This window comes from Plantibacter sp. CFBP 13570 (genome assembly GCF_014841395.1).
In the GTDB taxonomy this organism is placed as follows: Bacteria; Actinomycetota; Actinomycetes; order Actinomycetales; family Microbacteriaceae; genus Plantibacter; species Plantibacter auratus.
On the sequence record NZ_JACYTW010000011.1, the window covers coordinates 1 to 26,815 of the forward strand.

The window sequence follows — 26,815 nt, forward strand, 5'->3', positions numbered from 1 at the left end:
ACAGCCGCCAGCCGCCCGGGGTCGCGCCGACGTCGACGGTCCCGCGAACGGCGGCGACGCGCTCGCGGATACCGAGGAGTCCGTGCCCGGTGGTCGGCGCCGCGTCGGCCTGCTCACGCGGGACCCCGGGTGTCGTCGGGTTGCTCACGCTGACGACGATCCTCCCGTTCTCGCCCTCCACGAGCACGTGCGCACGACGCTCAGGACCGTGCTTCAGCGCGTTCGTCAGCCCCTCCTGGAGGACGCGGTACGCGACCATGTCTGTGGCGGTCGACAGCTCCGGTGCGTCGGGGTCGATCCGTGTCGTGATGTCGAGGCCTGCGGCGGTGAACTCGGCGATCAATGCGTCGAGTCGGTCGAGTCCCGGCTGCGGCAGCGTTCCCCGGGAGCCTGCGCCAGCGCCGTCGCTGTCGCTGCGCAGGACCTCGAGCAGATCACCGATCTCGCCGAGCACCGTCCGGGACGCCCGGCGGATCGAGACGAGCGCCTCCTTCGCCTTCTCCGGCCGCGACTCCAGGGAGCTCGACGCCACCCCGGCGTTCAGGCTGATCACCGAGATCTGATGGGCGACGGTGTCGTGGAGGTCGCGCGCGATCCGGAGCCGCTCCTCGGTCACCCGACGCCTCGCCTCGGCCTCGCGGGTCTGTTCGGCCCGCTCCGCGCGCTCGGTGATCGCCAGGATGTACGCGCGGCGTGATCGTGTCCCGTCACCGGCTGCGGCGGCGAACGCGATCATCACCGCGAACTGGACCGTCCGCGGATCGAAGCTGCCGATCGACGCGAGCAGGCTGAGGAGGGCGACCGCGACCATCGTCGCGACGGCCGTGATGAGGGTCGTCCGCCGCGCGGAGCGCACGGCCACCCCGAACATCGCGATGGCGGCCGCGATCACGACACCGGGAGCGAGGGTCCCCGTGATCGCCGCCGCACCGTAACAGGCGATGACGGCAGCGAGCACCGGGATGGGCCAGCGCCGACGGAGCGGGAGGAGGAGCGCGGGCGCGACGACCAGGGCGACGACGAGCGGGCTGCCCGGCCGGAACTCCGCGTTGGGGAACGGGATGAACGCCGAGGCGATGATGAGGACCGCGGCGACCACATCGCCCACCCACGCCGGGGGTCTCGGATGCGGATCGCGCACCCGGTGATCCTGCGTCGCGGAGGTCATGGGCCCAGTCTGCCGGGAACCGGCGCCCGGCGACTCCTCCGCACGTGGCATTCCGCGGTACCACGGACGCGGTACACGGGTGTCCGCCGGAGGGGGACGCGTCGGACGGGCGTCGCGGCGAGTCTGGAGTGGTGCCGGAGCACCCGGCCCCAGACGAGGAGACACCATGCAGAGCACCACAGCGCCGCCGATCATCTCGGTCCGGGACGTCCGGCGTTCCTACGGTCGCGGTCAGAACCGGTTCGATGCACTGAAGGGGGTGAGCTTCGACATCCACGCCGGCGAGAGCGTCGCGATCGTCGGGAAGAGCGGCTCCGGCAAGTCCACGCTCATGCACGTGCTCGCGCTCCTCGACGCACCGAGTTCCGGCACCGTCGAGCTCGAGGGCGTCGACACGAGCACCCTCCGCGGTCGCCGCCTCAACACGACCAGGAACAAGACCTTCGGGTTCGTGTTCCAACAGTTCTTCCTCACCGCCAACGCGACGGTGCTCGAGAACGTCCTGCTCCCCATGAAGATCGCCGGCGTCCGCCGTGGTGACCGACGTCGCCGGGCGCTCGCCGCACTCGCGCAGCTCCAGCTCGAGGACAAGGCGCGGAACCGCGCGGTGAACCTCTCCGGCGGGCAGAAGCAGCGGACGGTGATCGCCCGCGCGCTCGTCAACAACCCGCGGATCATCTTCGCCGACGAACCGACCGGCAACCTCGACACGGCGACCGGCGCCGTCGTGGAGGACATCCTGTTCTCCCTCAACCGGGAGAGCGGCATCACCCTCATCGTCGTCACACACGACGAGGAGCTGGCGGCACGCTGCGATCGGCGGATCCTCATCCGCGACGGACTGCTCGTCGAGGACGAGGCGGTGGCCGCATGAGAACCGTCGACCTCATCGGGACCGCCGTCGCGAACACGTTCCGGTCCAAGACCCGGACCATCCTGACCATCCTGGCGATCTTCGTCGGAGCGTTCACCCTCACCCTCACCAACGGGCTCGGCACCGGCATCAACGCCTACATCGACGACACGGTCTCGAGCGTCGGCGCGTCCGACACGATGACCGTCACCAAGACGGCCGACACCGGCGGCGGGTTGGGTGCGGCGACGAGCGGACCGAAGGAGTACGACCCGGACGCGGTCGCCTCCACCGGTGCCGGCGCGCCGGGATCGACCGTCGTCGCACTGACACCGACCGATCTCGACGAGCTCGGCGGGATCGACGGGGTCCTCGACGTGCAGGCCGTGAAGTCGATCTCGACCGACTACATCGAGGCGGGCGGCGGCACGAAGTACGTCGTCGGTGTCGGTGGACTCATCTCCGGGCAGAGCGTCACGCTGCTGGACGGTGCACAGCCCGACGACGACACCGACACACTCCAGCTCGTGCTCCCCACGTCCTATGTGGAGCCGCTCGGCTTCGGAAGCGACGCCGACGCGGTCGGGCAGACGGTCACGGTCGCGATCACGGATGCGCAGCGCACGCAGCACACCGTGGACGCGACCGTCGTCGGAGTCGCCGAGGAGAGCCTCGCCTCGCCCACCGGTGCCTCGATCGTGCCGAACGCCGCGCTCACCGACCTCCTCTACGAGACCCAGAACATCGGCGTCCCGTCCGACCAGGTCGAGCGGTACGCGCAGGCGTCCATCCGGTTCGGCGCGGACGCCACCGACGAGCAGGTCACGGCGTTGAAAGACCGACTGGCCGACGCGGGCTACACCGGCACGACCGTCGCGGACCAGCTCGGCACCATCAAGACGGTGATCGACGGGATCGTCCTCGTCCTCAACGCCTTCGCGATCATCGCCCTCCTCGCGGCCAGCTTCGGAATCGTGAACACCCTCCTCATGTCCGTGCAGGAGCGCACCCGCGAGATCGGGTTGATGAAGGCCATGGGGATGGGGAGCGGGAAGGTCTTCGGGTTGTTCAGCCTCGAGGCCGCGTTCATCGGCTTCCTCGGCAGTGCGATCGGCGTCGGCATCGCGGTGCTCGCCGGTACCGGCATCAGTGCCGCGCTGTCCGGATCGCTCCTCGCCGACCTGCCGGGCCTCGACCTCATCGCGTTCGACCCGGTGTCACTCGGGATCATCGTCCTGGTCGTCATGGTGATCGCATTCCTCGCCGGAACGCTGCCCGCCGCCCGTGCCGCCAAGGCCGATCCGGTGGAGTCGCTCCGCTACGAGTGAGGTGCAGCGTTCGGGAATGCCGGGTGGCGGCTGTGGGGCGTGGCGGAAGCGGCGCCCCACAGCCGCGCCGGCGCCAGGTTGAGGAGCAGCGCCGGCGCAGACGCTCAGGTCGCGTCTGCGGCGTCCACGTTACGACAAGCGGCCGTCCCGTCGTCGGAGGTTGAGGCTCCGTGCCCGCTTCTTCTCCGCTTCGCGCCGTGGGGTGGTGACGTGCTCGGGTCTGAGCCCGATCCCGATGAACCTCGCTGCAAGCGGTCGGACGAGGGAGCTGGCGAGCCGCATCAGCCGGATCACCCACCGCGGCGCGATGTGGGCGCCCGTGGTCGTGCGGGAGATCACCCGATGCCCCGCCCGCTGGATGCGCTGCATGATCCTGACCGGCTGCTCGCGTCGACGCTGGACGGCCGCGAGGACCTCGGACGGTGCGTCTCCCGCGGCGAGCTCGCCGGCGATCGCGTTGGACAGGGCGACCGCATCCTGGATCGCGTAGTTGACCCCGACACCGAACATCGGTGACATCGCGTGCGCGGCGTCGCCGATGGCGATGAAGCCCGGGCGGTACCAGCGGTCGAGGCGGTTGAGCTGGACCGAGAGGAGCTTGACCTGGTCCCAGTCCGTCAGGGTGTCGACCACCGGACGCAGGACGGGTGCGGCATCGACGATCCGCTGCCGGAGCGACGGCAGGCCTTCGGCTCGGAGCAATTCCGCGCCGCCCTTCCGGATGACCATGCCGGACTGGTATCGGTCACCCCGGTCGATCGTGAGCACCACGCCGCGCGGCGAGAGGTAGGCGAGGGTCGGCGGCGGTGGGTCGGCGGGCTTCGGCAGGCTGAACCATAGGACGTCGATCGGGACGCCGCTCTCGTCGGGGATGAGTCCGGCCGCGTCGCGGAGCGTCGAGGTGCGTCCGTCCGCCGCGACCGTGAGGGTGGCTCGGATCTCGATGTCGGTGGAGGTGCTGGTCGCTGGGTCGGTTTCGGTCGCTGGGGCGTCGGCGGTCGTCGTGGTCGCGCGCAGGCCGCGGACCCGGCCCTGCTCCACGATCAGGCCGGTCGCCTCGGTGCGGAGGCGGAGCTCGAAGTTCGGCAGTGCGGCGGCCTCCTCAGCGAGGAAGTTCAGGAAGTCCCATTGCGGCGCGAGGACGAGGAACCGGTCGGGTGCTGGCAGGGTGCGGAAGTCGACCATGGTCATCCGCAGGCCGTCGATCACGGCGTCCATCGTCTGCAACCGGTTGAGCGGCAGCCGCAGGAACCGCTCGCGCAGGCCGAGCTCGCCGAGCAACGTGATGGTCGACGGGTGGATCGTGTCGCCGCGGAAGTCGCGGAAGAAGTCGGCGTGTTTCTCGAGCACGGTCACGCGGAGGCCGGCCCGGGCGAGAAGGTAGCCGAGCACCATGCCGGCCGGGCCGCCACCTGCGATGACGCAGTCGCGATCGGTGGTGTGGTCGCCGTGATCACTGTCGGTGCGGGTCATCGGTTTCATCGCGCTGCTCCCCTCGGTCTCTTCCGGACACTACTCCGGAACCCATATCGTCGACATCATGCGTGTGTTGCAGCGGGCAGGACTGCCGCTTCTCGTGTCCGGAACGATCGTGCTCGCGCTGACGGCGTGTACTGGTGGGAGTGGGCCCGGTGGTGGCTCCGCCGGCAGTGCGTCGCCCGCTGCGTCGGTGCCGGCGGAGTCGTCGAGCGGGGGCTCGGGAGACGGATCGTCCGTGCAGGTCGACTGCGCGGCGGTGGAGGCGGCCGTCGCGCCGTACATCGAGGGGCTCGTCGCGCGGGAGGACAACGGGGCGGACGAGTACGGGACCATCTGCGGCTGGGAGGCGCCGGAGGGGACGATCGATGCGGCGGACATCCGGTCGGTGGAGGTCGTCGTCTCGCCCGAATCGAGCGAGGCGCTGTCGGCCGATGAGCTCGCCGCCGCCGGGCTCACGCCGATCCCGGATACGACCATCGAGGCTGCCGGAGGGACCGCTTACAGTGCGACGGTCGAGACCGGAGTCGCCGCGGTGATCGTCACGACGGTGGTGCTGCCGGAGACGGAGATATCCGTCACCGGTGGGCAGTGGGCGGGTCATCCGTCGCTCGACGGGCCTGCCGCGATCGCGGTCGTGAAGGCGCTCATGGGCCAGTGAACGCCCTGGGCGCCGCGGAGTCCCTCCGGTCCCCGAGCAACCCTCGCCCGTCCCTGAGCAACCCTCGCCGATCCCTGAGCAACCCTCGCCGGTCCCTGAGCCTGTCGAAGGGTACTCGCAGGCACTTCGACAAGCTCAGTGACCGGGAGAGGTGCACCCGCACTCACTCCGGTCCCCGAGCAACCCCATCCGGTCCCTGAGCTTGTCGAAGGGCGCACGAGGAAGCGTCCAAGACCAGCGACACCCATCCGGTCCCTGAGCCTGTCGAAGGGCACTCGTAGGCACTTCGACAAGCTCAGTGACCGGGAGAGGTGCACCCGCACTCACTCCGGTCCCCGAGCAACCCCATCCGGTCCCTGAGCCTGTCGAAGGGCACGCGAGGAGACTTCCACATCCGAGACCACTCAGCATCTAGAATGTCAGTGGTTCATGGTGGACTTGTTCCATGACCGAGACCACCACCGCGATCCGCGCGAGCGACGAGTACGCCGCGCGCCTCGCGGAGTTCTCGGACCACTACGCGGACATCCAGCGGCGTCGTGCCAACCTGGACGCCGAGCAGGCCCGCCTGCTCGCTCGATCTGCCGCTTACGCGGACGCCTTCGCAGACGTCACGGTTCCGGCGATCTTCCCTCCGGCGGAACGGCAGGCCCTCTCCCGCCGGTCGACCTGTGCAGTGCTTGCGATGGCGACGCGCACGCCTGAGCGGACGGTTCAGCGTGCGACCAACGATGCCGAACTGCTCGTGAACGAAGCGCCGGCTGTGCTTGCCTCACTTGAGGCCGGTCGTATCTCCGCCCGGCATGCGCAGACCATCACGGACCAGCTCTGCGACGTCCCGACCGCAGGGCGAGCGGTGTTCCTCGCCGAGGTCCTGCCGGTCGCCGAACAATCCACCAATGCGTACCTCCGGAAGCGTGCCCGCGTTCTGCGCGAGCGCCTCCACCCGGAATCGATCACCGCACGCGCAACCCGTTCGGAGGCTGACCGTCGGGTCGAGTTCGAACCTGCCGCAGACGGCATGGCGTGGGTGCACCTGTTCACGACGGCACCGATCGCGCAAGGCATCATCGAGCGCGTCGAGACGGCAGCTGCGGAATCGCGCAAGGCCGGCGACACCCGCACCTGCGCACAGCTCCAGGCCGACGCCCTCGCAGCCCTCGCACTCACCGGCGTCACACCCGACGACGTCATGTCCAGCGCGGTCCTCCCGCACCCGATCGAGGTGCAAGAACACATCAAGCCGACCGTGCAGATCACGGTCCCGGCGCTCACGATGGCCGGCGTGAGCGATGCCCCGGCGACGCTCGACGGCTACGGACCCATCGACCCGGAGACCGCCGCACGTATCGCCGTGAACGCACCAAGCTTCACTCGGATCCTCGTACAACCGGAAACCGGCGCGGTCCTTTCCGTCGGCCGCAATCAGTACCGGGTTCCAGCCGACCTGCAACGCGCGGTGCGGCTTCGGGACGGCACCTGTCGGGCACCGGGCTGCGGCAGGCGAGCCAGAGCGTGCGATCTCGACCATTCGGTCGCGTGGGAGGACGGCGGGACAACGGATGTCGGCAATCTGGCCTGCCTGTGTCGACATCACCACCGGATGAAGCATCTGTCCGGGTGGAACCTCGACGACGGTCCCGGCGGGGTCCTCGACTGGACGACACCTGACGGCAAACACCATCGCACTGAACCGGACCCCGCGCCGTTCTGACCTGCCTCGGCGTACTCGGATCGAAGGGGTCCTCGTGGGCACTTCGACAAGCTCAGTGACCGGAAGAGGTTCACCGTGAACGTTTCGGTCCCTGAGCTTGTCGAAGGGCACTCGGGTTGCGCTGCCTCAGTGACCGGGGAGAGGTGTGCCCGGAACGTTGAGGGGTCCTTGTGGGCACTTCGACAAGCTCAGCGACCGGGAGGGGTGTGCCCGGAACGTTGAGGGGTCCTGGTGGGCACTTCGACAGGCTCAGTGACCGGGGAGAACAGGCTCAGTGACCGGGAGAGGTGTGCTCGGATGCATTTCGGTCCCTGAGCCTGTCGAAGGGCAGGCAGCCCCGGAGCTGCTTCCGGGACCACCTCCGCACCCCGCCGGGTAGGCTCCAAACGTGGGCACCGACGAAGACCAGATGCTGTCACTCGTGTACGCGAGCACGGCGACACAGCCGTTCAGCGACGACGACCTCACCGCCTTGCTCGCCGTCTCCCGCGAGAACAACGCCCGCGCACAGCTCACCGGCATGCTCGTCCACCGTGACGGACGGTTCCTCCAGGTCCTCGAGGGCCCCGAGGCCGCCGTCCGCGAGCTGATGGTCACCCTCGCCGCCGATCCCCGTCACACCGGCATCCGCGTGATGTTCGAGGAGCCCATCCGCGAACGCCAGTTCGCCGCCTGGACCATGGGCTTCGAACGCGCCGACACCGGCTCCACCGCAGAGCTCGACGGCTACCGCGACACCTTCGACGACCTCGACCGCGACGACCCGACCGCCACCATGCGCGCCCTGCAGGAACTCGCCCGCTGGTTCCGCAGCCGCGCCACGCGGAGCTGAGCGGCGCTCAAGCCCTCGCTCACACCCGTAGTCAGCCCGCGAGCTTGCCGATCGGGCTGTCGCCGAGGTTCGCGAGCAGCTCGGCGACATCACCGTAGACCGCGACCGCACCCGCGTCACGGAGCTCCTGCTCGCCGAACCCGCCGCTGCGCACGCCGATGCACTCCACACCGGCCCGCGCGGCCGCCTCGATGTCCCAGACGGCATCGCCGACCATGACCGCTCGCGAGGCCGGCACGCCCGCACGATCGAGCGCGACCTCGACGATGTCGGGCTCCGGCTTGGCGGTCTCGACGTCACCGGACGAGGTCGCCGCGAAGATCGCATCGTCGACGTCAAGCAGCTCCCGCAGGATCTCGAGCTCGTTCTCCGGAGCCGAGGTCGCCAGCACGACTGCGATCCCGCGGCCTGCCAACTCGCCGAGCAGCTCGCGCGCACCGCCGATCACCCGCAGCCGGGAGGTGTTCTGAAGGTAGTACTCGCTGTGCAACTCCTTCGCCCGATCGCCGTACTGCTCGACCTCGTCGGACCCGTCGAGGAGCGATTCGAGCAGCTGACCGCCGTCCTTGCCGATCGAGCGATGGATCCGCCACGCGTCGACCGGCCTGCCGGCATCGGCGAACGCGCGATCCCACGCGTCGACGTGCAGGTAGTTCGAGTCGACGAGCGTCCCGTCGATGTCGAAGAGCACCGCGATGCGGTCGTCGGAGTTCTCGGGGACGGTGGTGTCAGCTGGTTCGGACATGCGTCCAGTCAAACCCGCGAGCCCGCGATTGTGAAGCGGTGGTCATTCGCCGCAGAACGTGCGAGCCCGCGGACGCCGCAGCGCCGCCCGCTACTGGAACCGACTCGTGAGGATCACCGAGCTGGTCGCATCGTCGAGGAACACCTGCGTCGAGCGGCCGTCCTGCGAGAAGGCGTCGTCGAGAGCGGACGAACGCACGAACGGTCCTGGCGGCAGCGCGTCGTCGAGTCCGGGATCGAGGTCCGGGAGCTCCGCCTCCGCGTCCGAGCCCGCCTCACCGGGTGCGAGCGCCCGCAGTTCCGCGTAGCCGGCCTCATCCAGGACGACGACCGCATCGATCCAGTACGTGCTCGGGCCCGGAACCCGCTCGTCGCCCATGGTCCCCGACATCCAGGTCGCCGAGAGCGCGGTGGCGAGTTGCGGGAAGCGGTCGGTGAGCGGGCCGAGCTCGTGCCGGATCTCACCGGTGCCCGAGCGGGTGGCGGAGTCCGATGCCGATGCGGATGCCGCCGTCGTCCGGTCCGGCGACGGTGACGACGCGCAGCCGGCGAGCAGACCGGCGACCACGACGACCACCGTGGCCACGACAGTCGCGCGCGGCGCGAGACGGTGACGTCGATCATGCATCCGAGCAGTCGTGTCCATGCCAGCAGCCTAGAGGTCGTCGATCACTGTCCGTTCGGCCAGCCCGGGACTGTGCGGCAGGCGGGGGTGCCCGGAACGGCTTGCGCCGAGGCTGGAGCCATGAACCTCTCCACTCATCCCATCGAGGCTCGCGGGCTCCGCAAGACCTTCCACGGTCGCCCGCGCGTCGATGACGTGTCCTTCACCGTCGACCCTGGCCGGGTCGTCGGACTCCTCGGCCCCAACGGTGCCGGGAAGACCACCACCATCCGTCTCCTGCTCGGACTGGCCCGTCCCGACGCCGGAGATGGCCTGATCCTCGGTCGCCCCTACCGAGAGCTCGATCAGCCGGCGCGCACCGTCGGCGCCGTCCTCGACGCGGGCGGACTCCACCCGGCGCGCACCGGTCGGCAGCACCTGCGCATCGCCGCCGCACGGATCGGGGTCGACGCCTCCCGCATCGACGCGGTCCTCACCGAAGTAGGGATGGCACGCGACGCCGACCGCCCCGCCGGCGGGTACTCGCTCGGGATGCGTCAGCGCATCGCGATCGCCGCAGCCCTCCTCGGCGAGCCGGCCGTGCTCATCCTCGACGAGCCGTCGAACGGCCTGGACCCTGCGGGCATGCAGTGGTTGCGACTCCGGCTGCGTGGGTTCGCCGACGCGGGTGGGACGGTCCTGCTCTCGTCCCACCTCCTGTCCGACGTCCAGGACATCGCAGACGACGTGGTCGTCATCACCGACGGGCGCGTCGTGGCCCAGTCGTCGATGGGTGACATCCTCGCCGCATCGGGCGGTGACCTCGAGGCGTACTACCTCCAGGTCACCGGAACGACCCAGCTCACCGAGAACGGGCAGGTGCGCTGATGTTCCGCGCTGAACTCATCGGTCTCGTCACCACGACCGCGACGAAGGTCACCGCGGCGGTCGCCGTCGTGGGACTCATCGTCACGCAACTCGCCTTCGTCACCCTCATGCCCGCCCTCGCCGACGGCGACATCGGCCCTGGCCTCGACGCCCTCGGGAGCGACTTCCCCGTCCTGGACCTCGCCTCCCGCGCCGTCCAACTCGACGCGCTCAACCCCCTCGGTGCGTCGATGGGCAGCGGCTCCATCGGCGTCGCACTCCTGGCGATCACCCTGCTCGGTGTGCTCGCCGGCACGAGTGACGACCGCTACGGCGGCATCGTCGGTGCCGCCCTCGCCTCGCCGAAGCGGTTCCGCATCGTCGCAGCCAAGGCGGGCGCGGTCGCACTCGTCGGCGCCGCTCTCGGTGTCGTGCTCGCCCTCGTCAGCCTGGTCACGCTCGTGATCACCCTGGGCGCGACCGGGACGCCGTTCGTCCTCGGTCTCCCGGACCTCGCAGCCCGGTTCGGGCTCGGTGTCCTCGCCGTCACCGCCCTGTCGGTCATCGGACTGGCGGTCGGACTCATCGTCCGCACCCAGCTCGCCGGCGTTCTGACGATGATCGCGATCCTCATCCTCGAACCGGTCGTCGTCTCCTCGATCCAGCTGGTCACCGGGGGCACCGTGCCGGCCTGGACCCAGTTCCTGCCCGTCGCCCTCGCCCAGGGCGTCATCCACGGCGGAACGAACGGGCTCGGACCGTCCGTCGTCATCCTCGCCCTCGTGGCCCTCACCGCCGCCCTCACTGCGGCCGCCTCCGCTGCGCTCTCGCGCCGCGACATCTGAAAGGAATCACCCACATGAACGACCAGAACCAGACCAAAACGCAGCACCAGACGCAGCACCAGACCCGTCACCGCACGATCATCGCCGTCTCGGCCGCCGCCGCACTGCTCGCCGGAACCGTCTCCCTCAGCGCCTGCTCGAGCGCCACGGAGCAGACCGCCGGCACCGGCTCCGCATCCGGGCCGCTGCAGGACCGGATGCAGTCGCTCGTCGACGCCGGTTACCCCGCCGCACTCGCCTCGGTGATCGGTCCGGACGGGGAGGCGATCGACGTCGCTGCTGGCATCGGCGACCTCGCGACCGACGAGCCGGCTCCGGTCGACGGCGAGGTGCGGATCGCGAGCAACACGAAGATGTTCGTCTCGACCGTCGTCCTGCAGCTCGTCGAGGAGGGCAAGGTCGCGCTCGACGCCCCGATCGACTCCTACCTCCCTGGGCTCATCACCGGCGACGGCATCGACGGCACCCGCATCTCGGTCCGTCAGCTGCTCCAGCACACGGCGGGGCTCCCCGAGTACGCCGACCAGATCGCCGCCGACGCGTTCGCGGCACAGGAGCGGTACACCTCGCCCCGCGACATGCTCGACATCGCCCTCGCCAAGCCGGCCGTGTTCGCGCCGGGGGAGCGGTGGGCGTACAGCAACACGAACTACCTCGTGCTGGGGCTCATGGTCGAGAGTGTCACCGATCGGGCACTCACCCAGCAGATCGACGAGCGCATCGTCAAGCCGCTCGACCTCGAGCACACGTACTTCCCGGCGCCGGGCGAACGCGAGCTGCGCGGTGAACACCCGCACGGGTACCACGCGAAGACCGTCGGCGACCTCGTGGACTTCACGGCCCTCGACACCTCGTTCGCCTGGTCCGCCGGTGCGCTCGTCTCGACGCCGCACGAGCTCAACGTCTTCATGAAGGCCCTGCTCGACGGTGAACTCCTGAACGAGGAGACCCTCGCCGAGATGCAGACCACGGTCCCGGCGGGTGACGAGCTGTGGCCGGGAGCGGGCTACGGGCTCGGCCTGCAGAGCTACCCGCTGAGTTGCGGCGGCGTGGCTTGGGGCCATGGCGGCGACATCCCCGGAACCCAGACGCGCAACGCGGTCGGTCCCGACGGCACGGCCGTCACCATCGCCGTCACGTCGCTGCCGTGGGCGGTCGTCTCGCCCGACGACAACGAGCGGTTGATGAAGCAGTACCGGATCGTCGTCGACGCCCTCGACGCGACCCTCTGCGAGCGATGATCGGTTCCCACCGGACGCCGAGCGCCAGCCCCCATCGGGGTCGGCGCTCGGCGTGGTTGACTCGACCCATGACCTCTCCCGCGCGGCCCGCCCCTGTCGCGGCCCGTCTGCGCTCGGTGCTCCCGCCGGTCCTGGTCCTCGCCGGTGCGGTGGGGTACCTCGGGGTCGTGCCGTGGGTCGACGAGCTGCACGCCGTGCCGGGTCAGGTGTCACCGTGGGCGCACGCGGCCCTGGTCGTGCTCCAGGCCATCGCCCTGCTCTTCCGGCGTCGGCACCCTGTCGCGGTGTTCGGCGTGGCGGTCCTCCTCGACCTCGTGGTCCTCGGGTCCAGTGGTGGCGAACTCGGGATCGGCTCGTTCGGCGTGATCCTCGCCACCTATGCGCTCGCTCGTCGCGCGGAGCGGCGGACGGTCATCCGCGCGCTGGTGGCCGGTGCGGTCGCGACGACGGTGGTCGGCGGCATCGCGATGATCTTCGGGTCGTCCGAGGAGCCGCTCATCCTCGTGTTCGCGGCCGTTGCGCGCATCGTGTTGCAGTACGTGCTCCCGGCCGGTGTCGCCGAGTACGCCAGGGGTCGCGAGCGCCTGCTGTCGGCGATCGAGGACCAGGCACGCATGGCCGAGAACGAGCGTCGCATCAGCGTGCAGAACGACCTCCGCGCTGAGCGCACCGCCCTCGCGCGGGAGCTGCACGACATCGCCGGGCACCACCTGTCGGGGATCATCGTCAGTGCGCAGGCGGCCAGCGCTCTGGTCGAGCGCGACCCGGAACGCGCTCGGGAGATGCTCCAGACGGTGCAGTCCGATGCCCGCACCACGCTCGTGGACCTGCGGCGGACGGTCGGCCTGCTGCGCAGCGACGACGCGGACGCCCAGGGAGGCGGAGACGGATCGACCCTCGGCCCGGCGACCACTCCGACGATCGCGGCGATCCCGGAACTCGTCGAGGCGGCGCGGTCGCGGGGGCAGCACGTCGCCTACGCCGTGACCGGCGAGCCTCGTGTGCTGGGGCCGCTTGCGGAGACGGCCGCGTACCGGACCGTCCAGGAATCGCTCGCGAACGCCGCCCGCCATGCGCCCGGAGCCGTCTGCCGTGTGGCGGTGCGGTTCGAGGCGGACGCGATCGAGCTCACCGTGACCAACGCAGCGTCGTCGCAGCGGCCCGCTTCGCCGTCGCGCGACGGCTACGGTCTCTGGGGCATGCGCGAGCGTGCCGAGCTCATCGGAGCGCGATTGACCTCAGCACCGACGGACGAGGGTGGGTGGCGAAACCGCCTCACCATTCCTGACGAACACCGTCCCGACCAGCAGGGTCCCGACCAGCATCGGAGTGACGCATGATCCGCCTCCTCATCGCCGACGACCAGGCGGTCGTCCGCGCCGGCCTGTCGGTGATCCTCGGCGCCGAGCCCGACATCGAGGTCGTCGGTGAGGCGATCGACGGTGCCGACGCGGTGCGGTTGGCGAAGGAACTGCGTCCGGACCTGATCTGCATGGACATCCGGATGCCGGGTACGGACGGGATCGCGGCGACCCGCACGATCACGGCGGATCCGGAACTCGACGCCGACGTCCTCATCCTCACGACCTTCGACGTCGATGCGGATGTGTTCGCCGCCCTCGAGGCCGGTGCGGCCGGCTTCCTGCTGAAGGGCGCCGATGAGGCGACGCTGCTCGCCGCGATCCGGTCCGTTGCAGCGGGGGAGGGCACGCTCGACCAACGCCTCACCCGTCGCATCCTGCGCGAGTTCTCGGAGCGCCGGCGCGAGGCGCCCGCGGCCACAATGGCACCGGCGGAGTCGCCGCTCACCGAACGCGAGTTCGAGGTCCTCGACCTCCTGGCGCAGGGACTCTCCAACGCGGAGATCGCCGACCGCCTGTTCGTCGAACCCACGACGGTGAAGTACCACCTCGCCGGGCTGCTACAGAAGACGGGAGCGCGTGACCGCCTGCAGGCCGTGTTGTGGGGGATCCGTGCGGGACTCGTCGATCCGCGCTGAGCTACGGCTAACGAGCCGTGAAGACATAATAATCATTATCAGTCTTATTCCCGAGGAGTTATACACAGGCGGGAGGCTTCCGAACCGGTCCGTTTCGCGCACCGAAACCTGCCCAGCGTGAAACATGCCGGGTGGAGACACTGCGGTGTCACACGTGCGTATGTGGAGCCGGTCCCGATGAACTCGGCACGGTGGCGGTGACGGTTCGAGTGGAGAAGGCGTCGAGATTCGGCAGAGCGTGCTCTGCTCGATGTTCTGCCTTGAGTGCGACGGCTTCGGCATGGCTCAGGCGACCAGGCGCGAACGCGGCGCCGGACCCCGGGCCCGACGCCGTCGCTCGTGCTGGGGTTTTAGATCCCCGTGTCGCGAAGCCACTGTGCAACAGAACGAGGAGAGATGCCGAGCAGCGTCTGCGCGGACCGGGACTCGTCGATGCGCTCGTCGGGCATCGACCATCGTGCGTGGTACGACGCGATGACGGGCTCAACGCCCGCGGCTCCGAAGAGTGGGGTGATCAACTTCCCGTAGTCGTCGGGGTTCTGGCTCTCGAAGGTGACCGGCGTGTTCAGGTGTGCCGAGAATCCTTCAGCGAGGTCGTCGCCGAGCAGGGCCGGCAGTGCGCCTGCGGTGACAACGCCCTGCACGTCGACGTTGTCGGTGAGGAGCTGCACTGCGATGTCAGCCATGTCCAGGTGGGAGATCCACGAGATGGCGTAGTCCTCACGGATCGGGTAGCGAAGCTTCCCCTCTATGCGGGCGGGGTCGAGGGTGACCGGCAACAGCAGGTTCTCGAGGAACGTCTTCGGAGCGATGACGGCGTAAGCCACTCCTGACTTCTCCAGTCTGTCGTGGAGGATGCCGTGCGCAGTGCTGGTGCCATCGGGCAGGGTCAGCGGGTAGCCGCTGGTCGAGAACACGACTCGCTTGGGGCGCGCCTTCGCGACCGCGTCGCCGATCGCCGTCGCGAACGTTACCTGCTGGTCCGGGCTTCCCAGGGGCAGGTGAACGAAGACACCGTCTGCGCCTTGGTACGCCTCGGCGAGGGACGCCGCCGAATCGAAGTCGACGGAGATAGCCTTCCCGTCGACCTTCGCCGTGTTGCGCACCGCCGCAATGGCGTCGTGGCCTGCCGCGTGCAGGAGGGAGAAGATGGGGGCGCCCTGGGCACCCGTTGCACCATGAATGATAAATGTCATGACACCATTAGTGCATACGATGCACTAGTTACTTCAAGTGCACTAAGGAGGCATCATGGGATTCACAGCACAGACCTGGCCAGAGTGCGGGATCGCTCGATTCCTGTCGCTTCTGGAGGGTCCGTGGGCGACCTTGATCGTTCGAGAGCTGCTGAACGGACCTCACCGTTTTGGCCGGTTGAAGGACGCACTGCCAGGGATCAGTGCTCACACGTTGACGGATCGGCTGCGTCGCTTCGAGACCTATGGAATCGTCACCCGAACCTCGCACCCGGAAATCCCTCCCCGAGTGGAGTACGAGCTCACCGAACTGGGCCAGGGCCTACGGCCCGTCCTTGACGCCATGAACGCCTGGGCACTGACCGTTCCAGCCGCGGCAGACGAAGAAGATGCTGTCGCGCTCCCGACATCGTGCACTGGTGTGGTTTACCAGCCGACCACGCACTCCTGACGCAGGGCGTAGCGGTCAGCTGGAAACGATTGTTTCGGAGCACTCGCCTGTTGGTCCGGTGCGGTTGGCGAGGTCCCACACACGTCGGGTGCTCAGAACTTGTTGTCCAAACCCAACCTGCGAGGTTCAGCTGACCGGTGTTCGTTCCCGAACCAGCCGTGGGACGAGCCGCACGAACACGACCATGCCGACCAGCTCGACGAGCGTCTGCGTAACGACCACCAGGGGCGCGAGCGCCAGAGACGGGGGCAGCGCGAGCGCGAGCGGCAGGACCACGAGACTGTTCCGGGTGGCACCGCTGAACACCAGGGCACGGGTCGCCGGGACGTCGAGGCGGAACAGGCGCCCGGCACCCGTGCCGACGAACGCCATGACGACGAGGAACGCCGCATACAGCGGCACGAGCACGAGCAATTGCCGGGCCGCGGTGCTCACGGCCCCCGCCTGCGAGGCAATGACCGTGAACAGGGTCGCGACCATCAGCGGCACCATGAGCGCCAGCATGGTGCGTTCGATCCCGCGCCCGATCCGGTGCCGCTTGGCGAGCCGCTGGGTCGCCGCGGCCGCGGTCAGTGGCAGCACGATGAGCAGCAGGAACGCGCGCACGAACGGGCCGAGCTCGACGGCCGCGACACCGCTGGGACCGATGAACAGCAGCAGGTAGAGCGGCAGTAAGAGGATCTGCGCGAGCATCAGCAGCGGAGCAGCCGCGAGCAGGCGCTCCGCGGCTCCTCCGGCGAGGCCGGCGAACACGATCACGTAGTCGATGCATGGCGTCAGCAGCACCAGGAGCACCCCGAACAGCAGGGCCGGTTGATCCGCGACGAACCGCGACAGTCCGTAGGCGACGAGCGGCACGATGACGAAGTTCACCACCGCGACCGCGGCGAGGAACCGGACGTCGCGGAGCGAGCGGCCGATCGCGGCGAACGGGACCCCGAGGAACGTCGCGAACAGCAGCAGCGCGAGCACCGGCTCGATCGCCACTTCCAGATGATGCGCGCCAGGCAGCATCAGACCGAAGACACCACCCACAGCGATCGCCGAGAGGTAGAGGACGATCTGGTGACGTTCCAGCCACGGGACGACCGCCGCCACGAGGGACCGAGCGTTGAGGGGCACGAGGCTCAACCGTAAACGTTCGAGCCACTGGAAGGTCAAGCCGGGTTCCCAGCCGTAGGATCGGCGCATGCGCATCTCGGAGGTCAGCAAACGCACCGGCGTCGCACCGACCGCACTGCGCTATTACGAGAGCATCGGGCTCATTGCCCCCGGCCGCACCCGCAACGGTTACCGCGACTATGACCCCGCCGTGCTCGGGCGGCTCGACCTGATCGAAGCGAGCAAAGAACTCGGCCTGCCACTCGCTGACATCGGTCGGCATCTCCGGTCGCTGGAGGACGACTCCTGCACCGACGTTCGCGACCAGCTCCGCCCGCTCCTGGCGGAACGGGTCCGCCAGATCGACGAGAAACGCGCCCGCCTCGACGAACTCCGAGCCCGCCTCGACCAGGCCGACATGGGACTCGCGAACTGTCCAGATCGAGCCGAACACTGCTCAACCGAATGCGTGTTTCACCCGGCCGAGCGATCAGCCTCGACCCACACTTCCGGTGTGCCCCAGGAGCTCGATTGACTTGAGCATGCGTGTAACCTGCCTTGGAGTGTCACGGTGTTCGTGTCGTGGTGTCGGTCTGGTGTCTGTAGAGCGTCGCCCTGCTCCAGCCGACGAGTGCGGCGGCTTCTGCTGCGGTGCGCCCGCGATCGCGGGTCCTGGGTCCGCAATCACCTCGACGAAGCACCGTCCGGAAGCGTCTCGATCACTTTCCCTTCGATGAGCTGCCGAAGCGACGCGATCTCGGTCGTGAGTGCTTCGATGTGCGCACTGGTGATCGCTTCGGATACGGACTCCCTTTGCTCGACGCGTTCGACGATCCATGAGGCAAGGGTGGCAGTGACGACACCGATGAGGGCGATCCCGCCGATCATGACTCCGACGGCAACGAGCTGTCCGGTGTACGTCACTGGGAAGTAGTCGCCGTAGCCGACGGTGGTGATGGTGACGAATGCCCACCAGAGGGCTTGGCCAAGTGTCTGGATCGAGCCGTCGCCGCCGCGTTCAGCATCGAGGACCGCAAGACCTGCGACGTACACCAGGAGGGTGGATGCGCCGGCGGAATAGATGATGACCCGTCCCCGGAAGGCGGCGCCGGCGGTCCGGTTCAGGATCGCCAGGAGCGTGACGAGCCGGAGCAGGCGCAGCGGCCGGAGCATCGGGAGGACGACGATAGCGAGATCGAGAAGGTGCGTGTAGAACCAACGCCATCGCGGTTTCGCGAGCACCAGATTGACGACGTAGTCGGCCACGAAGACCACCCACGTCGCCGCGATGATGACCTCGGCGACGCTTCCGCCGGGTTCGGCGATCACCTCGTATGAGTACGCCGCGAGGAAGACGACCGCAGCGATCGCGAGGGGCCATTCAGTGAGCTTCTGCCAACGTGCCTGGGTCATGCCGCGAGCGTATCTGGAGGAGCCGTCCGCGTTGACGTGTCCGGCGGACTGTTCCTGTGGTTGATCGGCGGGTCGGACTACCGAGCTAGAAAGTCGGGAACCTTGCGTTCGGTCATCCTCGCTGGCCAAGTTCAAGATCCGTGTGTCCGTAGCCGGGTTCCGTCTTCAGGGGGATGTGTCGTCGTGACGTGTTTGGTGCAGTTGGATCATGGAGTTGATGCTTCGAGGAGGAGATGTGGAAGTTCGGCGGCTACGGCTGGCACTGCGGCTCGTCAGCGTCGTTGCCGTCATCGGCGCGGCGGCCGCCGTCGTCTGGTTCGGGTTCGCGGTCGCCGATGCGTCCGGTGCTCAGATGACCGCGGCGAGCGCGATGTTCGCGGCAGTCGCGAGCGGGTGGTCGGGTGCTTTCGCGGGTATCAGGGCGAAGTTGAAGTCGGGCGAGGAAGCTCAGGTCTGACTTCGTGTGTTGGCCCGGGCCACGACGCCGCGGTTGAGGGCGGCGGCGCAGTAGACGATGGCGTGCTTGCCTCGTGGGTCGCGCGGCGGCGATTCGCGCAGCCCGGTCAGGTAAGGCTATCCTTCCTAGGTCCCACCCCTCGAATGAAGGAGACGACGTGCACCAGCGCGCCGCCATCAGCCTCGTCCTCGCCGCGGCACTCGCCGTCGGACTGTCCGCCTGCGGCGCGTCCGAAGCGGTCGAGCCCGAATCGACCGCAGCCGCAGGGCAGGGCGCGACCGACTACCCGCTCACGCTCGACAACTGCGGCACCGAGGTCACGATCGACGCCGCGCCCCAGCGGGTCGTCTCCCTCGACCAGAACTCGACCGAGATCCTGCTGTCCCTCGGTCTCGAAGACCGCATGGTCGGCACCGCCTCCTGGACGGACCCCGTCCTCGACTCCCTCGCCGACGCGAACGCCGACGTCCCGCGCCTGGCCGACAACGCCCCCACCTACGAGGTCGTCCTCGGTGCCGACCCGGACTTCGTCACCGCGTCCTTCGGCCGCCACTTCAACGAGGGCGGCGTCGCACCACGCGAGCGGTTCGCCGAGACCGGTGTCGCCAGCTACCTCTCGCCCACCGACTGCGACAACGGCACGAGCATCAACGGCGGCGGGACGCGCACGACGCCGCTCACCATCGACGCGCTGTACCAGGAGATCACCGAGATGGGCGAGGTCTCGACGTCTCCGACCGTGCTGCCGCGCTCGTCGCCGACCTGAAGGCCCGTGCCGCGAAGGCGACCGAGGGTGTCGACTTCGATGGCACGACCGTCGCGTTCTGGTTCGCAGACACGAAGACCCCGTACGTCGGCGGTGGGCTCGGATCCGCCGCGCTGCTCGCCTCGACCACCGGGCTCGACAACGTCTTCGGGGAACTCGAGGACGACTGGCCGGCCACCACCTGGGAAGACCTCGTCGACCGCGACCCGCAGGTCCTCGTCCTCGGCGACCTGCAGCGCGACCGGTTCCCTGGCGACCGCCTCGACGACAAAGTCGCCTTCCTGGAGTCCGACCCGCTCACGAAGACCATGGACGCGGTGCGCAACCAGCGGTACATCGCCCTGCACGGCGCCGAGCTGAACCCGTCCATCCGCTTCGTCGACGGCCTCGAGAAGATCAAGGCGTGGTGGGTCGAGCACGAGGACGAGCTCTGAACCCGGAGACGGTGACGAGCGGCGAACCGGTGACGAGCGGCGACACGCTGATGAACAGCGACACGGCACGGCGACCGGCCTCGCGCGCACGCCGCGCGACGATCACCGGCCTGCTCGTCCTCGCCGGCGTGGTCCTCCTCCTCGTCTCGGTCGGCATGGCGATCACGCTCGGACCGGCGGACATCCTGCTCGTGAACGTGCGGGACATCGTCGCGAACCACCTCGGCTTCACCGACATCCCGGTGAAGCTGTCGAAGGACGCGATCGTCTGGGAGGAGCGGTTGCCGCGAGCCTTCGTCGCGGCAGCCTGCGGAGCCGGGCTCGGGCTCTGCGGCGTCATCATGCAGTCGCTCCTCCGCAACCCGCTGGCCGACCCGTTCATCCTCGGCATCTCCTCCGGGGCGTCGACCGGGGCGGTCGCGATCGGGATCCTCGGACTCGGCGGGGCGTCGATCGGCCTCTCCGGCGGCGCGTTCATCGGCGCGCTCGTCGCCTTCGGACTCGTGCTCCTGCTCTCCCGCCTGTCGGGCGGCGGGACTGACCGGGTCGTGCTCGCGGGCGTTGCCAGCACGCAACTCTTCTCCGCACTGACGTCGCTGATCATCTTCGCGTTCGCCGACTCGGACGAGACGCGCGGCGTGATGTTCTGGCTGCTCGGCTCGCTCGAGGGCGTGCGCTGGGACGACGTGGCGCTCTGCGCGATCGTCGTCGTCGCCGGGTCGCTCCTGTGCCTGCGGTACGCCCATGCACTCGACGCGTTCGCCTTCGGTGAGGACGTCGCGGCATCGCTCGGCATCCACGTCGCGAGGACGCGGGCGATCCTGCTCATCGCGACGGCGCTCATCACGGCGACCCTGGTGAGCGTCGCGGGGGCGATCGGCTTCGTCGGACTCGTCCTGCCCCACGCCGCCCGCCTGCTCGTCGGACCCCGTCACGGTCGCCTCATCCCGGCCACGGCGATCATCGGTGCGATCTTCATGGTCTGGGTGGATGCCGGCTCGCGCGTTGCGTTCTCACCGACGCCGCTGCCGGTCGGCGTCGGGACCGCGCTCGTCGGGGTGCCGGTCTTCATCGCCCTGCTGGCGCGGAGACGGAGGCGCGGATGACCCTGCATGCAGAGCACGTCTCTTGGAACCGCGGCGGCGCGCTCGTCGTCGACGGCGTGACCCTGCACCCGGAGCCGGGACAGACCGTCGGCCTCCTCGGACCGAACGGGTCGGGCAAGTCGTCGCTCCTGCGGGTGCTCCACGGCCTCGTGAAGCCGACCGCCGGACTCGTGACGCTCGACGGTGTCGACCTGGCGTCGGTCGGTCGACGGCGCATCGCGCGCTCGGTCGCCTCGGTGACGCAGCACGCCGACACCGACGTCGACATCACGGTTCGCGACATCGCACGACTCGGTCGGATCCCGCACCGCTCGGGGCTTGGCGGTGACACCGCAGCCGACGAGACCGCCGTCGAACGCGCGCTCGCCCACGTGGGCCTGCTCGACCAGGCCGGCCGCCTCTGGCACACCCTGTCCGGAGGCGAACGCCAGCGGGCACAGATCGCGCGGGCACTCGCTCAGGAGCCACGCGAGCTCCTCCTCGACGAACCGACCAACCACCTCGACATCCGACACCAGCTGGAGCTGCTCGACCTCGTCTGCGCGCTCCCGGTCACGACCGTGATCGCCATCCACGACCTCAATCTCGCCGCGATGTACTGCGACACGGTCGTCGTGCTGCGGGCCGGCCAGGTGGTCGCTGCCGGGGCACCGGGCGAGGTGCTGACCGCGGCGCTGATCGCGGACGTCTACGGCGTGGTGGCCGAGGTGACGCTGGACCCCCGCCGAGGCCACCCCGTCGTCACGTTCACGCGATGATCCCACCCGCTCTGGGCACCAGATGGCCCGAGCACCGTAGGCTCGCTCACTCCGAGCGCTCGAGCGTGCCGATCTCCGTGCCGCTCTCGTCGAGGACGACGAGGCTCGTGTCGGTCCAGGTGCCGGACGCTCCGCCCGACAACCAGGTGTCGACTCCCTCACAGGCCATCCGTGTGGACACCAGCGGCGCGAACTCGACCGTGTCGCCGTCGGCAGTCCACGAGCCCATGAGGCGGTTGCAGCCGTCGGTCCCCGTGACCTTGCCGTCCTCCGCGAACACCAGCGATGGGGTGTTCTGCGCGTCGGGGTCTCCCCAGACGCCGACGACACCGACAGCGTCGCCCGACTCGGCGGCAGGCGGTGTGGTCGAGGCGTCGGCGCCGCCCTCGGCTCCGGATGCGCATCCCGCGAGGGCGAACCCGAGCACTGCTGCGCCGATGACACCGAGGACTGCGGCGCGCCCCCGGTTCGACCTGGTGCCTGTGAACATGTCCATCCCCTCCAGCGGGTGGCCGCCCGACCGCGACTGGCTCGATGCTAGCGCGTCGACTCGTCGCAGCCCGCGATCGGCTGCGCCGTCCCCGTCACGGTGATGCCGCCGGTGACCGGGACGTCGACCGTCAGCAGACTGGGCGCGCCGACGTGGTGGCCCTGGCGGATGAGGATCCGAGCCGGCGGGGTGAGGAGGCCGAGCGCCCGCAGGTAGCCACCGAAGGAGGCGGCTGCGGAACCGGTCGCCGGATCCTCGGTGATGGCTCCGACCGGGAAGAGGTTGCGGGCCTCGACGAGCAGCTGGCCGTCCGCGTCGATCCCGTGATCGTGTACGACCGTCACCGTCCCGGCCCAACCCTGCTCATCCATCAGCGTGCGCAGGGCGGTCGGGTCGAAGGTGAAGGCGTCGAAGACCTGTTGCTCGCGGACCGCGACGACCGGGTGCCGGTTGCCGGCGAACGACTCGCGGAGCGGCCACCGCTCGTCGAGGTCGGAGCGTTCGAGCCCGAGCAGTGACAGCAGACGATCGGCGACCCCGGCGTCGAGATCGCGCACGGTGGGTTCGACGCTCGTGAACGACGCGGTGATCGAGCTGGCGTCGCCGTTCGTGTCGGCGTCGGATGCGGTCTCGACGACGAGGGGTCCGACGTTCGTCTCCAGCGTGAAGCGTCCGACGCCACGGCGCTCAGCCAGGGCGACGGCGGTGGCGATGGTCGCGTGCCCACAGAACGGCACCTCGGCACCGGGGGAGAAGTAGCGCATGCGCAGGTGGCGGTCGTCACCGTCGATACCCGGGTCGACGACGAACGCCGTCTCCGGATACGCGACCTCGGTGGCGATCGCCTGCATCTCGGCGTCGGTGAGCACCGAGGCGTCGAGGACGACACCCGCGGGATTGCCGCCACCGGGTTCGGCGGCGAAGGCCGTGAGGCGGAGGATCTCGGGCGGTCGCGTGGTCGACATCCGACGATGCTACCCGCTCGAAAAACCGGTGTCGCAGCGCGCCGGAGCGGCGTACCGTTCAGCCATGATCAACGACGATCCGACGGTGAGTAATCCCGACAACTACACGACCCTGTGGGAGAACGACTTCGTGCGTGTCCTGGACTACCAGGACACGCCGGGCACGCAGACCGTGCCCCACCGACATCCGAACAGCGTCATGATCACGCTGACCGACTTCCACCGCCGACTGCACTCGGGCGAGCGGGTGTTCGACACGGAGCTCCACGCCGGCAACGCGGTCTGGCTGCCCGCGCAGCGGCACTCCGGTGAGAACACCGGCACGACCCCGACGCACATCATCCTGGTCGAGCTGAAGGGCGCATCGGCCGGCGAGGTGTCGGAGGCCGTTCTCGGACCTGCTCGATGAGCGGTCGCGACGCTACCTGACCTGACAGGGCCTGACCCGCCGTGTCGCGCGGGTCGTGGCGGTCAGGCGCGCGGCCTGGCCCACATCACGACGCTGTACCAGGCGATGACCGCCACGACGCCGGCGATCAGCCCGCCGAGGACGAGGTCGCCGAACGGGTCGTCTCCCGCGACGCCGTTCAGGGTCCAGACGCCCAGGATCACCGCCGCGGCGAGGGCCGACGGGGTCAGCCAGCGCACTGCGTCGCGGAGGAGACCCGGTTTCGGAGCCCGGCGCCGGGCCGACCCGAGGGCGCCGATGACGGAACCGAGGATGGCAAGCCCGGCGAGGACCACCGTGAGGAGCCCAGGTGCCAGCGCCGCCGTCCGGGCCCAGGCCGCGGCATCGGCGTCGGCACCGGCGACCGTCCCAGCCGGGAGGTCGAGGACCACGCCGAGGTCGTCGCCACGGACGTCGAGCGGCCATCCGCCGTCGTCGTCAGGCGTGAGCTCGATGGTCGCCGTCTCGCGGCCGGAACCACCCTCGGACGCCGCCGGTCGCCAAGTCCCTGCCTCGGTGGGGGTCCACCCGGCATCGACGGCGTCGTCGAGGAGTTCGTCGTCGGCGGTGAAGCTGAGCCGGAACGGCCCCTGCGCGACGTCCTCGTCCCAGGCGACGCCGCTCGTCCAGCCGTCGAGGAACCCGACCCAGCTGACCCGGTCGACGTCCCGTCCATCGACAGTCGCGGAGACGGCCGGCCTCGTGGCGGTCGTCTGGATCACGACGTCGTGCAGGCCGGTGCGCACGTCGGCGAAGGTCGTGCGGAGCAGCAGCCGGCCCTCCGCCCGTTCCGTCGTGAAGGGCGCATCATCGCCGTCGACCGTCACCCGGTCGACCGTGAGGCCGAGGTCCTGGCCGTCGACGACGGCGGGCCATTCGCGCACCACCTGTGCGGGCACCGAGCCCTCGTCGGAGAAGTCCACACCGAGCCGTTCGGTGACGCGTAGTCGCGCACCGTCGCCGTCGGTCCGCGTGAGCTCCGCGTCGAGGTCGGCTGTCGCGATCGTCGTGAGGGTCGATCCGGGGATGTCGCCCGTGTAGGAACGGGGTGTCTCGGACTCCAGCGACGGCGCCGGGAGGACGTTCACAGCGACGATCGCGCCGACGACGAGCAGCACGGCGAGCACCCGGACGGCGATGCGCGGTCCGGTCAGGAAGCCCGCTCTCGACCCGTCGGCGCGCGAGGCGCGATCGGCCGCGGCCGCCGGCATCGTGATCTCCGGGGCGATCAGCGCGGCGACCCGTCTGCCCGTCACCCGAGGCGGAGCGCCGAGCACGGCGTAGGGCAGGAGGCGGTCGCGCAGGGTCGCGCGATCGAGCAGCTGCGTCCGCTCGGCGTAGACACGAATGCCGAGGAGGTGCTGCTTCACGAGCGCACCCCTGCGGGTCAGCGGCCGGGCAGTCAGGGCGATCGCGAGGACGATGACGGCGAAGACGGTCGAGATGGCGACGAAGGCGAGCGGCCACCACACCACCGCGAGCACGGTCTGATGGGAGAGCTGCCGGACGATGCCCCACTGGAGAAGCGTCAGCGCGATCGGTGCGGCGATGAACCAGTCACGCACGAAGCCCTTCGGCACCCGGCGGAGACCCGCCTGGACCTGCCCGGCGCGTTCCGGCCCGGTGAGGTACCGACGCAGGGCACGGGGTCGGTCGCCCAAGCGGCCGGCCCGCTTGGCGGCACCGGCCGCCGCGATGAGGCGCGCCTGTCGTTTGGCCTGCTGCTTCGTGCCGCTCACCGCGGCGTCCTTCAGTTTTTCGGCGAGCTCCATCGTCGCGGGCGACCGGAGGAGGTGCGCGGCGATGCGCGGCGAGATGCCCTCCGGCGGTTCCGACTGCGCGAGGTACCACGGACGTCCGCGGGCGTCACCCCACGCGACCGCACGGGCCGCGAACGACAGCAGGAGCGTCGCAGCGAGGACGAGCATCGGCAGGACAGGTCCGAAGGTCTGGACCCAGAAGATCCAGGACTGCGGGGGCATCGTGATCGAGCCGGCCTCGAACGGCATGGTGAACCGCGCCTGCGCGTGCGGTGGGGCCGCGTCGTCGCTCGTGAACGCGTAGGCCACCTCGCCGGGTGGGGCGTCTGGCTCCGGGGTCAGCCACTGCCCGGCACCCACGAGGGTCCATGCGAGGGAGCCGCGCGGTTGCCGGACGAGACGGTCGTCGAGCTCCTGTGGGATGGTCACCCGCACATCGAGCTTCGCCACGGCCTGCTGCAGGTCGGGGCCGAACACGTCCCACCGGAGCAGGTCGACGGGCTGCCCGGTGGCGGGGTCCGGAGCGACGTAGGCGAGATCGGAGAGCTGGTACCGGATGACGAGCTCGTGGTCGCCCGTGAGCTGCTCACCGGGGTCGACGACGAGCCGGAGGAAGACCGCTGCCCGCTCCCGGGTCACGTCCTGCTTCACGCCGTCCAACGTCACCGTGATCGCTGACGGGTCGAGGGCGTGACCCTGATACTCGGTCGCGAGCACGCGTTCGATCGTGCGGTCGTCGACGTCCTTCGGGAAGAACGCGTCGATGCGCTCCTCGACGTCGGTGACGAGTCGGCCGTCCTCGTCTGTCGTCACGCGGTAGTCGGCGCTGAAGGAGCGGGCGATCCAGGTGTCGGTGACGTCGGATGCCTCGTCGGTGAGGTCGTCGAGAGTGAGCGGCGGATTGATGACCGGGCCGACGAGGAGGATGATCCCTCCGATGGCGACGAGTCCCCAGAGCTGGCGCAGCCCGCTGCGGAGGCGGGAGCCGCCACGAGACTGCAACCAACGCTCGACGCGCAGGAGCCAGGCGGAGAGGACGGTCCACAGTGGCGTGTGCCGTGGCGCGGGATCCGGGATGCGGGTGTCGGGTTCGCCCACGCCGTCCGGTTCCGTCACGTCGTCGAGTGTAATCCCGTGG

The 26,815-nt window shown here is 69.5% G+C and carries 27 protein-coding genes and 2 pseudogenes; 18 read left to right on the forward strand and 11 right to left on the reverse strand.

The window, feature by feature from the left end; all coding sequences use genetic code 11:
* A partial coding sequence (locus tag IFT89_RS05905; RefSeq protein ID WP_202938489.1) for a sensor histidine kinase occupies positions 1 to 1,168 on the reverse strand: 1,168 nt, incomplete at its 3' end.
* A 166-nt stretch (positions 1,169 to 1,334) separates the two neighbouring features.
* Between IFT89_RS05905 and IFT89_RS05910 the strand changes: the two genes are divergently transcribed.
* Both IFT89_RS05910 and IFT89_RS05915 read left to right on the forward strand, forming a co-directional pair.
* Positions 1,335 to 2,042, forward strand: a complete 708-nt coding sequence (locus tag IFT89_RS05910; RefSeq protein WP_085511157.1) for an ABC transporter ATP-binding protein — start codon at positions 1,335 to 1,337, stop codon at positions 2,040 to 2,042.
* The gene (locus IFT89_RS05915) at positions 2,039 to 3,349 is read left to right on the forward strand and encodes an ABC transporter permease (protein ID WP_194643299.1); all 1,311 of its coding nucleotides are present in this window, start codon (positions 2,039 to 2,041) and stop codon (positions 3,347 to 3,349) included. Before IFT89_RS05910 ends, IFT89_RS05915 begins: the two co-directional genes overlap by 4 nt.
* Positions 3,350 to 3,478: 129 nt before the next feature.
* Here IFT89_RS05915 and IFT89_RS05920 read toward each other — a convergent pair whose 3' ends face one another.
* The gene (locus IFT89_RS05920; protein WP_202938490.1) at positions 3,479 to 4,822 is read right to left on the reverse strand and encodes an FAD-dependent oxidoreductase; all 1,344 of its coding nucleotides are present in this window, start codon (positions 4,820 to 4,822) and stop codon (positions 3,479 to 3,481) included.
* A gap of 67 nt (positions 4,823 to 4,889) precedes the next feature.
* Between IFT89_RS05920 and IFT89_RS05925 the strand changes: the two genes are divergently transcribed.
* The 3 genes from IFT89_RS05925 (at position 4,890) to IFT89_RS05935 (ending at position 8,032) form a co-directional block, all read left to right on the forward strand.
* The gene (locus tag IFT89_RS05925; protein WP_202938491.1) at positions 4,890 to 5,486 is read left to right on the forward strand and encodes a hypothetical protein; all 597 of its coding nucleotides are present in this window, start codon (positions 4,890 to 4,892) and stop codon (positions 5,484 to 5,486) included.
* Positions 5,487 to 5,931: 445 nt separating this feature from the next.
* Entirely contained in the window at positions 5,932 to 7,200 is a 1,269-nt protein-coding gene (locus IFT89_RS05930; RefSeq protein ID WP_202938492.1) for an HNH endonuclease signature motif containing protein, read from the forward strand.
* Between the two features lie 388 nt (positions 7,201 to 7,588).
* The gene (locus tag IFT89_RS05935) at positions 7,589 to 8,032 is read left to right on the forward strand and encodes a BLUF domain-containing protein (RefSeq protein ID WP_307783450.1); all 444 of its coding nucleotides are present in this window, start codon (positions 7,589 to 7,591) and stop codon (positions 8,030 to 8,032) included.
* A gap of 31 nt (positions 8,033 to 8,063) precedes the next feature.
* Here IFT89_RS05935 and IFT89_RS05940 read toward each other — a convergent pair whose 3' ends face one another.
* Together IFT89_RS05940 and IFT89_RS05945 are read right to left on the reverse strand one after the other, a co-directional pair.
* Positions 8,064 to 8,777 (reverse strand): HAD family hydrolase, encoded by a 714-nt coding sequence (locus IFT89_RS05940; protein WP_202938493.1) that lies wholly within the window; start codon positions 8,775 to 8,777, stop codon positions 8,064 to 8,066.
* A gap of 90 nt (positions 8,778 to 8,867) precedes the next feature.
* Positions 8,868 to 9,422 (reverse strand): hypothetical protein, encoded by a 555-nt coding sequence (locus IFT89_RS05945; protein ID WP_202938494.1) that lies wholly within the window; start codon positions 9,420 to 9,422, stop codon positions 8,868 to 8,870.
* A 99-nt stretch (positions 9,423 to 9,521) separates the two neighbouring features.
* On the opposite strand from IFT89_RS05945, the gene IFT89_RS05950 reads away from it, so the two are divergent.
* The 5 genes from IFT89_RS05950 (at position 9,522) to IFT89_RS05970 (ending at position 14,332) form a co-directional block, all read left to right on the forward strand.
* Positions 9,522 to 10,268 (forward strand): ABC transporter ATP-binding protein, encoded by a 747-nt coding sequence (locus IFT89_RS05950; protein WP_202938495.1) that lies wholly within the window; start codon positions 9,522 to 9,524, stop codon positions 10,266 to 10,268.
* The gene (locus IFT89_RS05955; RefSeq protein ID WP_137242640.1) at positions 10,268 to 11,092 is read left to right on the forward strand and encodes a hypothetical protein; all 825 of its coding nucleotides are present in this window, start codon (positions 10,268 to 10,270) and stop codon (positions 11,090 to 11,092) included. The genes IFT89_RS05950 and IFT89_RS05955 overlap by 1 nt, the downstream gene beginning before the upstream one ends.
* 14 nt (positions 11,093 to 11,106) lie before the next feature.
* Positions 11,107 to 12,333 carry a serine hydrolase domain-containing protein gene (locus IFT89_RS05960; protein ID WP_137242639.1) on the forward strand — a complete coding sequence of 409 codons (1,227 nt, stop codon included), beginning with the start codon at positions 11,107 to 11,109 and terminating at the stop codon, positions 12,331 to 12,333.
* A 68-nt stretch (positions 12,334 to 12,401) separates the two neighbouring features.
* On the forward strand, positions 12,402 to 13,673 hold the full coding sequence (locus tag IFT89_RS05965; protein WP_202938496.1) for a sensor histidine kinase: 1,272 nt from the start codon (positions 12,402 to 12,404) through the stop codon (positions 13,671 to 13,673).
* Positions 13,670 to 14,332 carry a response regulator gene (locus IFT89_RS05970; RefSeq protein WP_202938497.1) on the forward strand — a complete coding sequence of 221 codons (663 nt, stop codon included), beginning with the start codon at positions 13,670 to 13,672 and terminating at the stop codon, positions 14,330 to 14,332. Before IFT89_RS05965 ends, IFT89_RS05970 begins: the two co-directional genes overlap by 4 nt.
* Positions 14,333 to 14,682: 350 nt before the next feature.
* On the opposite strand, the gene IFT89_RS05975 is transcribed toward IFT89_RS05970, so the two are convergent.
* Entirely contained in the window at positions 14,683 to 15,528 is an 846-nt protein-coding gene (locus tag IFT89_RS05975; RefSeq protein WP_137242636.1) for an NmrA family NAD(P)-binding protein, read from the reverse strand.
* 55 nt (positions 15,529 to 15,583) lie between these two features.
* Here IFT89_RS05975 and IFT89_RS05980 point away from each other — a divergent pair, with 55 nt between their 5' ends.
* Positions 15,584 to 15,979 (forward strand): winged helix-turn-helix transcriptional regulator, encoded by a 396-nt coding sequence (locus IFT89_RS05980; RefSeq protein WP_137242635.1) that lies wholly within the window; start codon positions 15,584 to 15,586, stop codon positions 15,977 to 15,979.
* 126 nt (positions 15,980 to 16,105) lie between these two features.
* Here the strand turns inward: IFT89_RS05980 and IFT89_RS05985 are convergent, their stop codons facing one another.
* The gene (locus tag IFT89_RS05985; RefSeq protein ID WP_307783452.1) at positions 16,106 to 17,101 is read right to left on the reverse strand and encodes a bile acid:sodium symporter; all 996 of its coding nucleotides are present in this window, start codon (positions 17,099 to 17,101) and stop codon (positions 16,106 to 16,108) included.
* Between the two features lie 67 nt (positions 17,102 to 17,168).
* Between IFT89_RS05985 and IFT89_RS05990 the strand changes: the two genes are divergently transcribed.
* A complete protein-coding gene (locus tag IFT89_RS05990) occupies positions 17,169 to 17,615 on the forward strand; it encodes a MerR family transcriptional regulator (protein ID WP_202938499.1) in 447 nt (148 codons plus the stop codon).
* A 31-nt stretch (positions 17,616 to 17,646) separates the two neighbouring features.
* Here IFT89_RS05990 and IFT89_RS20910 read toward each other — a convergent pair.
* Positions 17,647 to 17,748 (reverse strand): annotated as a pseudogene (locus IFT89_RS20910) (recombinase family protein); the annotation flags it as partial.
* Positions 17,749 to 17,764: 16 nt separating this feature from the next.
* Entirely contained in the window at positions 17,765 to 18,493 is a 729-nt protein-coding gene (locus IFT89_RS05995) for a potassium channel family protein (protein WP_137242632.1), read from the reverse strand.
* 235 nt (positions 18,494 to 18,728) lie between these two features.
* Between IFT89_RS05995 and IFT89_RS06000 the strand changes: the two genes are divergently transcribed.
* From IFT89_RS06000 to IFT89_RS06015, 5 genes and pseudogenes are all read left to right on the forward strand, one after another.
* Positions 18,729 to 18,950, forward strand: a complete 222-nt coding sequence (locus tag IFT89_RS06000) for a hypothetical protein (protein WP_137242631.1) — start codon at positions 18,729 to 18,731, stop codon at positions 18,948 to 18,950.
* 157 nt (positions 18,951 to 19,107) lie between these two features.
* On the forward strand, positions 19,108 to 19,716 hold the full coding sequence (locus tag IFT89_RS20720) for an ABC transporter substrate-binding protein (protein ID WP_307783453.1): 609 nt from the start codon (positions 19,108 to 19,110) through the stop codon (positions 19,714 to 19,716).
* Positions 19,713 to 20,003 (forward strand): annotated as a pseudogene (locus tag IFT89_RS20500) (ABC transporter substrate-binding protein); the annotation flags it as partial. The gene IFT89_RS20720 and the pseudogene IFT89_RS20500, both read left to right, overlap by 4 nt.
* Before the next feature lie 197 nt (positions 20,004 to 20,200).
* Positions 20,201 to 21,256 carry a FecCD family ABC transporter permease gene (locus IFT89_RS06010; protein ID WP_202938534.1) on the forward strand — a complete coding sequence of 352 codons (1,056 nt, stop codon included), beginning with the start codon at positions 20,201 to 20,203 and terminating at the stop codon, positions 21,254 to 21,256.
* On the forward strand, positions 21,253 to 22,014 hold the full coding sequence (locus IFT89_RS06015; protein WP_202938500.1) for an ABC transporter ATP-binding protein: 762 nt from the start codon (positions 21,253 to 21,255) through the stop codon (positions 22,012 to 22,014). The genes IFT89_RS06010 and IFT89_RS06015 overlap by 4 nt, the downstream gene beginning before the upstream one ends.
* Positions 22,015 to 22,060: 46 nt before the next feature.
* Here IFT89_RS06015 and IFT89_RS06020 read toward each other — a convergent pair whose 3' ends face one another.
* Together IFT89_RS06020 and IFT89_RS06025 are read right to left on the reverse strand one after the other, a co-directional pair.
* On the reverse strand, positions 22,061 to 22,504 hold the full coding sequence (locus IFT89_RS06020) for an META domain-containing protein (RefSeq protein WP_202938501.1): 444 nt from the start codon (positions 22,502 to 22,504) through the stop codon (positions 22,061 to 22,063).
* 47 nt (positions 22,505 to 22,551) lie between these two features.
* Positions 22,552 to 23,469: a PhzF family phenazine biosynthesis protein gene (locus IFT89_RS06025; protein WP_086472807.1), complete on the reverse strand. Its 918-nt coding sequence runs from the start codon at positions 23,467 to 23,469 to the stop codon at positions 22,552 to 22,554.
* Positions 23,470 to 23,533: 64 nt separating this feature from the next.
* Here IFT89_RS06025 and IFT89_RS06030 point away from each other — a divergent pair, with 64 nt between their 5' ends.
* The gene (locus tag IFT89_RS06030; protein WP_086472808.1) at positions 23,534 to 23,878 is read left to right on the forward strand and encodes a cupin domain-containing protein; all 345 of its coding nucleotides are present in this window, start codon (positions 23,534 to 23,536) and stop codon (positions 23,876 to 23,878) included.
* Between the two features lie 62 nt (positions 23,879 to 23,940).
* Here IFT89_RS06030 and IFT89_RS06035 read toward each other — a convergent pair whose 3' ends face one another.
* On the reverse strand, positions 23,941 to 26,793 hold the full coding sequence (locus IFT89_RS06035) for a hypothetical protein (protein WP_202938502.1): 2,853 nt from the start codon (positions 26,791 to 26,793) through the stop codon (positions 23,941 to 23,943).
* Positions 26,794 to 26,815: the final 22 nt, after the last annotated feature.

Excerpts from the sequence above, each read along its gene's own strand:
- IFT89_RS06020 (WP_202938501.1), bottom strand. The coding sequence starts at position 22,504 with ATGTTCACAGGCACCAGGTCGAACCGGGGGCGCGCCGCAGTCCTCGGT.
- IFT89_RS05955 (WP_137242640.1), top strand. The coding sequence starts at position 10,268 with ATGTTCCGCGCTGAACTCATCGGTCTCGTCACCACGACCGCGACGAAG.
- IFT89_RS05930 (WP_202938492.1), top strand. The coding sequence starts at position 5,932 with ATGACCGAGACCACCACCGCGATCCGCGCGAGCGACGAGTACGCCGCG.
- IFT89_RS05970 (WP_202938497.1), top strand. The coding sequence starts at position 13,670 with ATGATCCGCCTCCTCATCGCCGACGACCAGGCGGTCGTCCGCGCCGGC.
- IFT89_RS05915 (WP_194643299.1), top strand. The coding sequence starts at position 2,039 with ATGAGAACCGTCGACCTCATCGGGACCGCCGTCGCGAACACGTTCCGG.
- IFT89_RS05945 (WP_202938494.1), bottom strand. The coding sequence starts at position 9,422 with ATGGACACGACTGCTCGGATGCATGATCGACGTCACCGTCTCGCGCCG.
- IFT89_RS06010 (WP_202938534.1), top strand. The coding sequence starts at position 20,201 with ATGAACAGCGACACGGCACGGCGACCGGCCTCGCGCGCACGCCGCGCG.
- IFT89_RS05960 (WP_137242639.1), top strand. The coding sequence starts at position 11,107 with ATGAACGACCAGAACCAGACCAAAACGCAGCACCAGACGCAGCACCAG.
- IFT89_RS05940 (WP_202938493.1), bottom strand. The coding sequence starts at position 8,777 with ATGTCCGAACCAGCTGACACCACCGTCCCCGAGAACTCCGACGACCGC.
- IFT89_RS06030 (WP_086472808.1), top strand. The coding sequence starts at position 23,534 with ATGATCAACGACGATCCGACGGTGAGTAATCCCGACAACTACACGACC.
- IFT89_RS05920 (WP_202938490.1), bottom strand. The coding sequence starts at position 4,822 with ATGACCCGCACCGACAGTGATCACGGCGACCACACCACCGATCGCGAC.
- IFT89_RS05975 (WP_137242636.1), bottom strand. The coding sequence starts at position 15,528 with ATGACATTTATCATTCATGGTGCAACGGGTGCCCAGGGCGCCCCCATC.
- IFT89_RS06015 (WP_202938500.1), top strand. The coding sequence starts at position 21,253 with ATGACCCTGCATGCAGAGCACGTCTCTTGGAACCGCGGCGGCGCGCTC.
- IFT89_RS05910 (WP_085511157.1), top strand. The coding sequence starts at position 1,335 with ATGCAGAGCACCACAGCGCCGCCGATCATCTCGGTCCGGGACGTCCGG.
- IFT89_RS06025 (WP_086472807.1), bottom strand. The coding sequence starts at position 23,469 with ATGTCGACCACGCGACCGCCCGAGATCCTCCGCCTCACGGCCTTCGCC.
- IFT89_RS05990 (WP_202938499.1), top strand. The coding sequence starts at position 17,169 with ATGCGCATCTCGGAGGTCAGCAAACGCACCGGCGTCGCACCGACCGCA.
- IFT89_RS05980 (WP_137242635.1), top strand. The coding sequence starts at position 15,584 with ATGGGATTCACAGCACAGACCTGGCCAGAGTGCGGGATCGCTCGATTC.
- IFT89_RS05965 (WP_202938496.1), top strand. The coding sequence starts at position 12,402 with ATGACCTCTCCCGCGCGGCCCGCCCCTGTCGCGGCCCGTCTGCGCTCG.
- IFT89_RS05925 (WP_202938491.1), top strand. The coding sequence starts at position 4,890 with ATGCGTGTGTTGCAGCGGGCAGGACTGCCGCTTCTCGTGTCCGGAACG.
- IFT89_RS05950 (WP_202938495.1), top strand. The coding sequence starts at position 9,522 with ATGAACCTCTCCACTCATCCCATCGAGGCTCGCGGGCTCCGCAAGACC.
- IFT89_RS05995 (WP_137242632.1), bottom strand. The coding sequence starts at position 18,493 with ATGACCCAGGCACGTTGGCAGAAGCTCACTGAATGGCCCCTCGCGATC.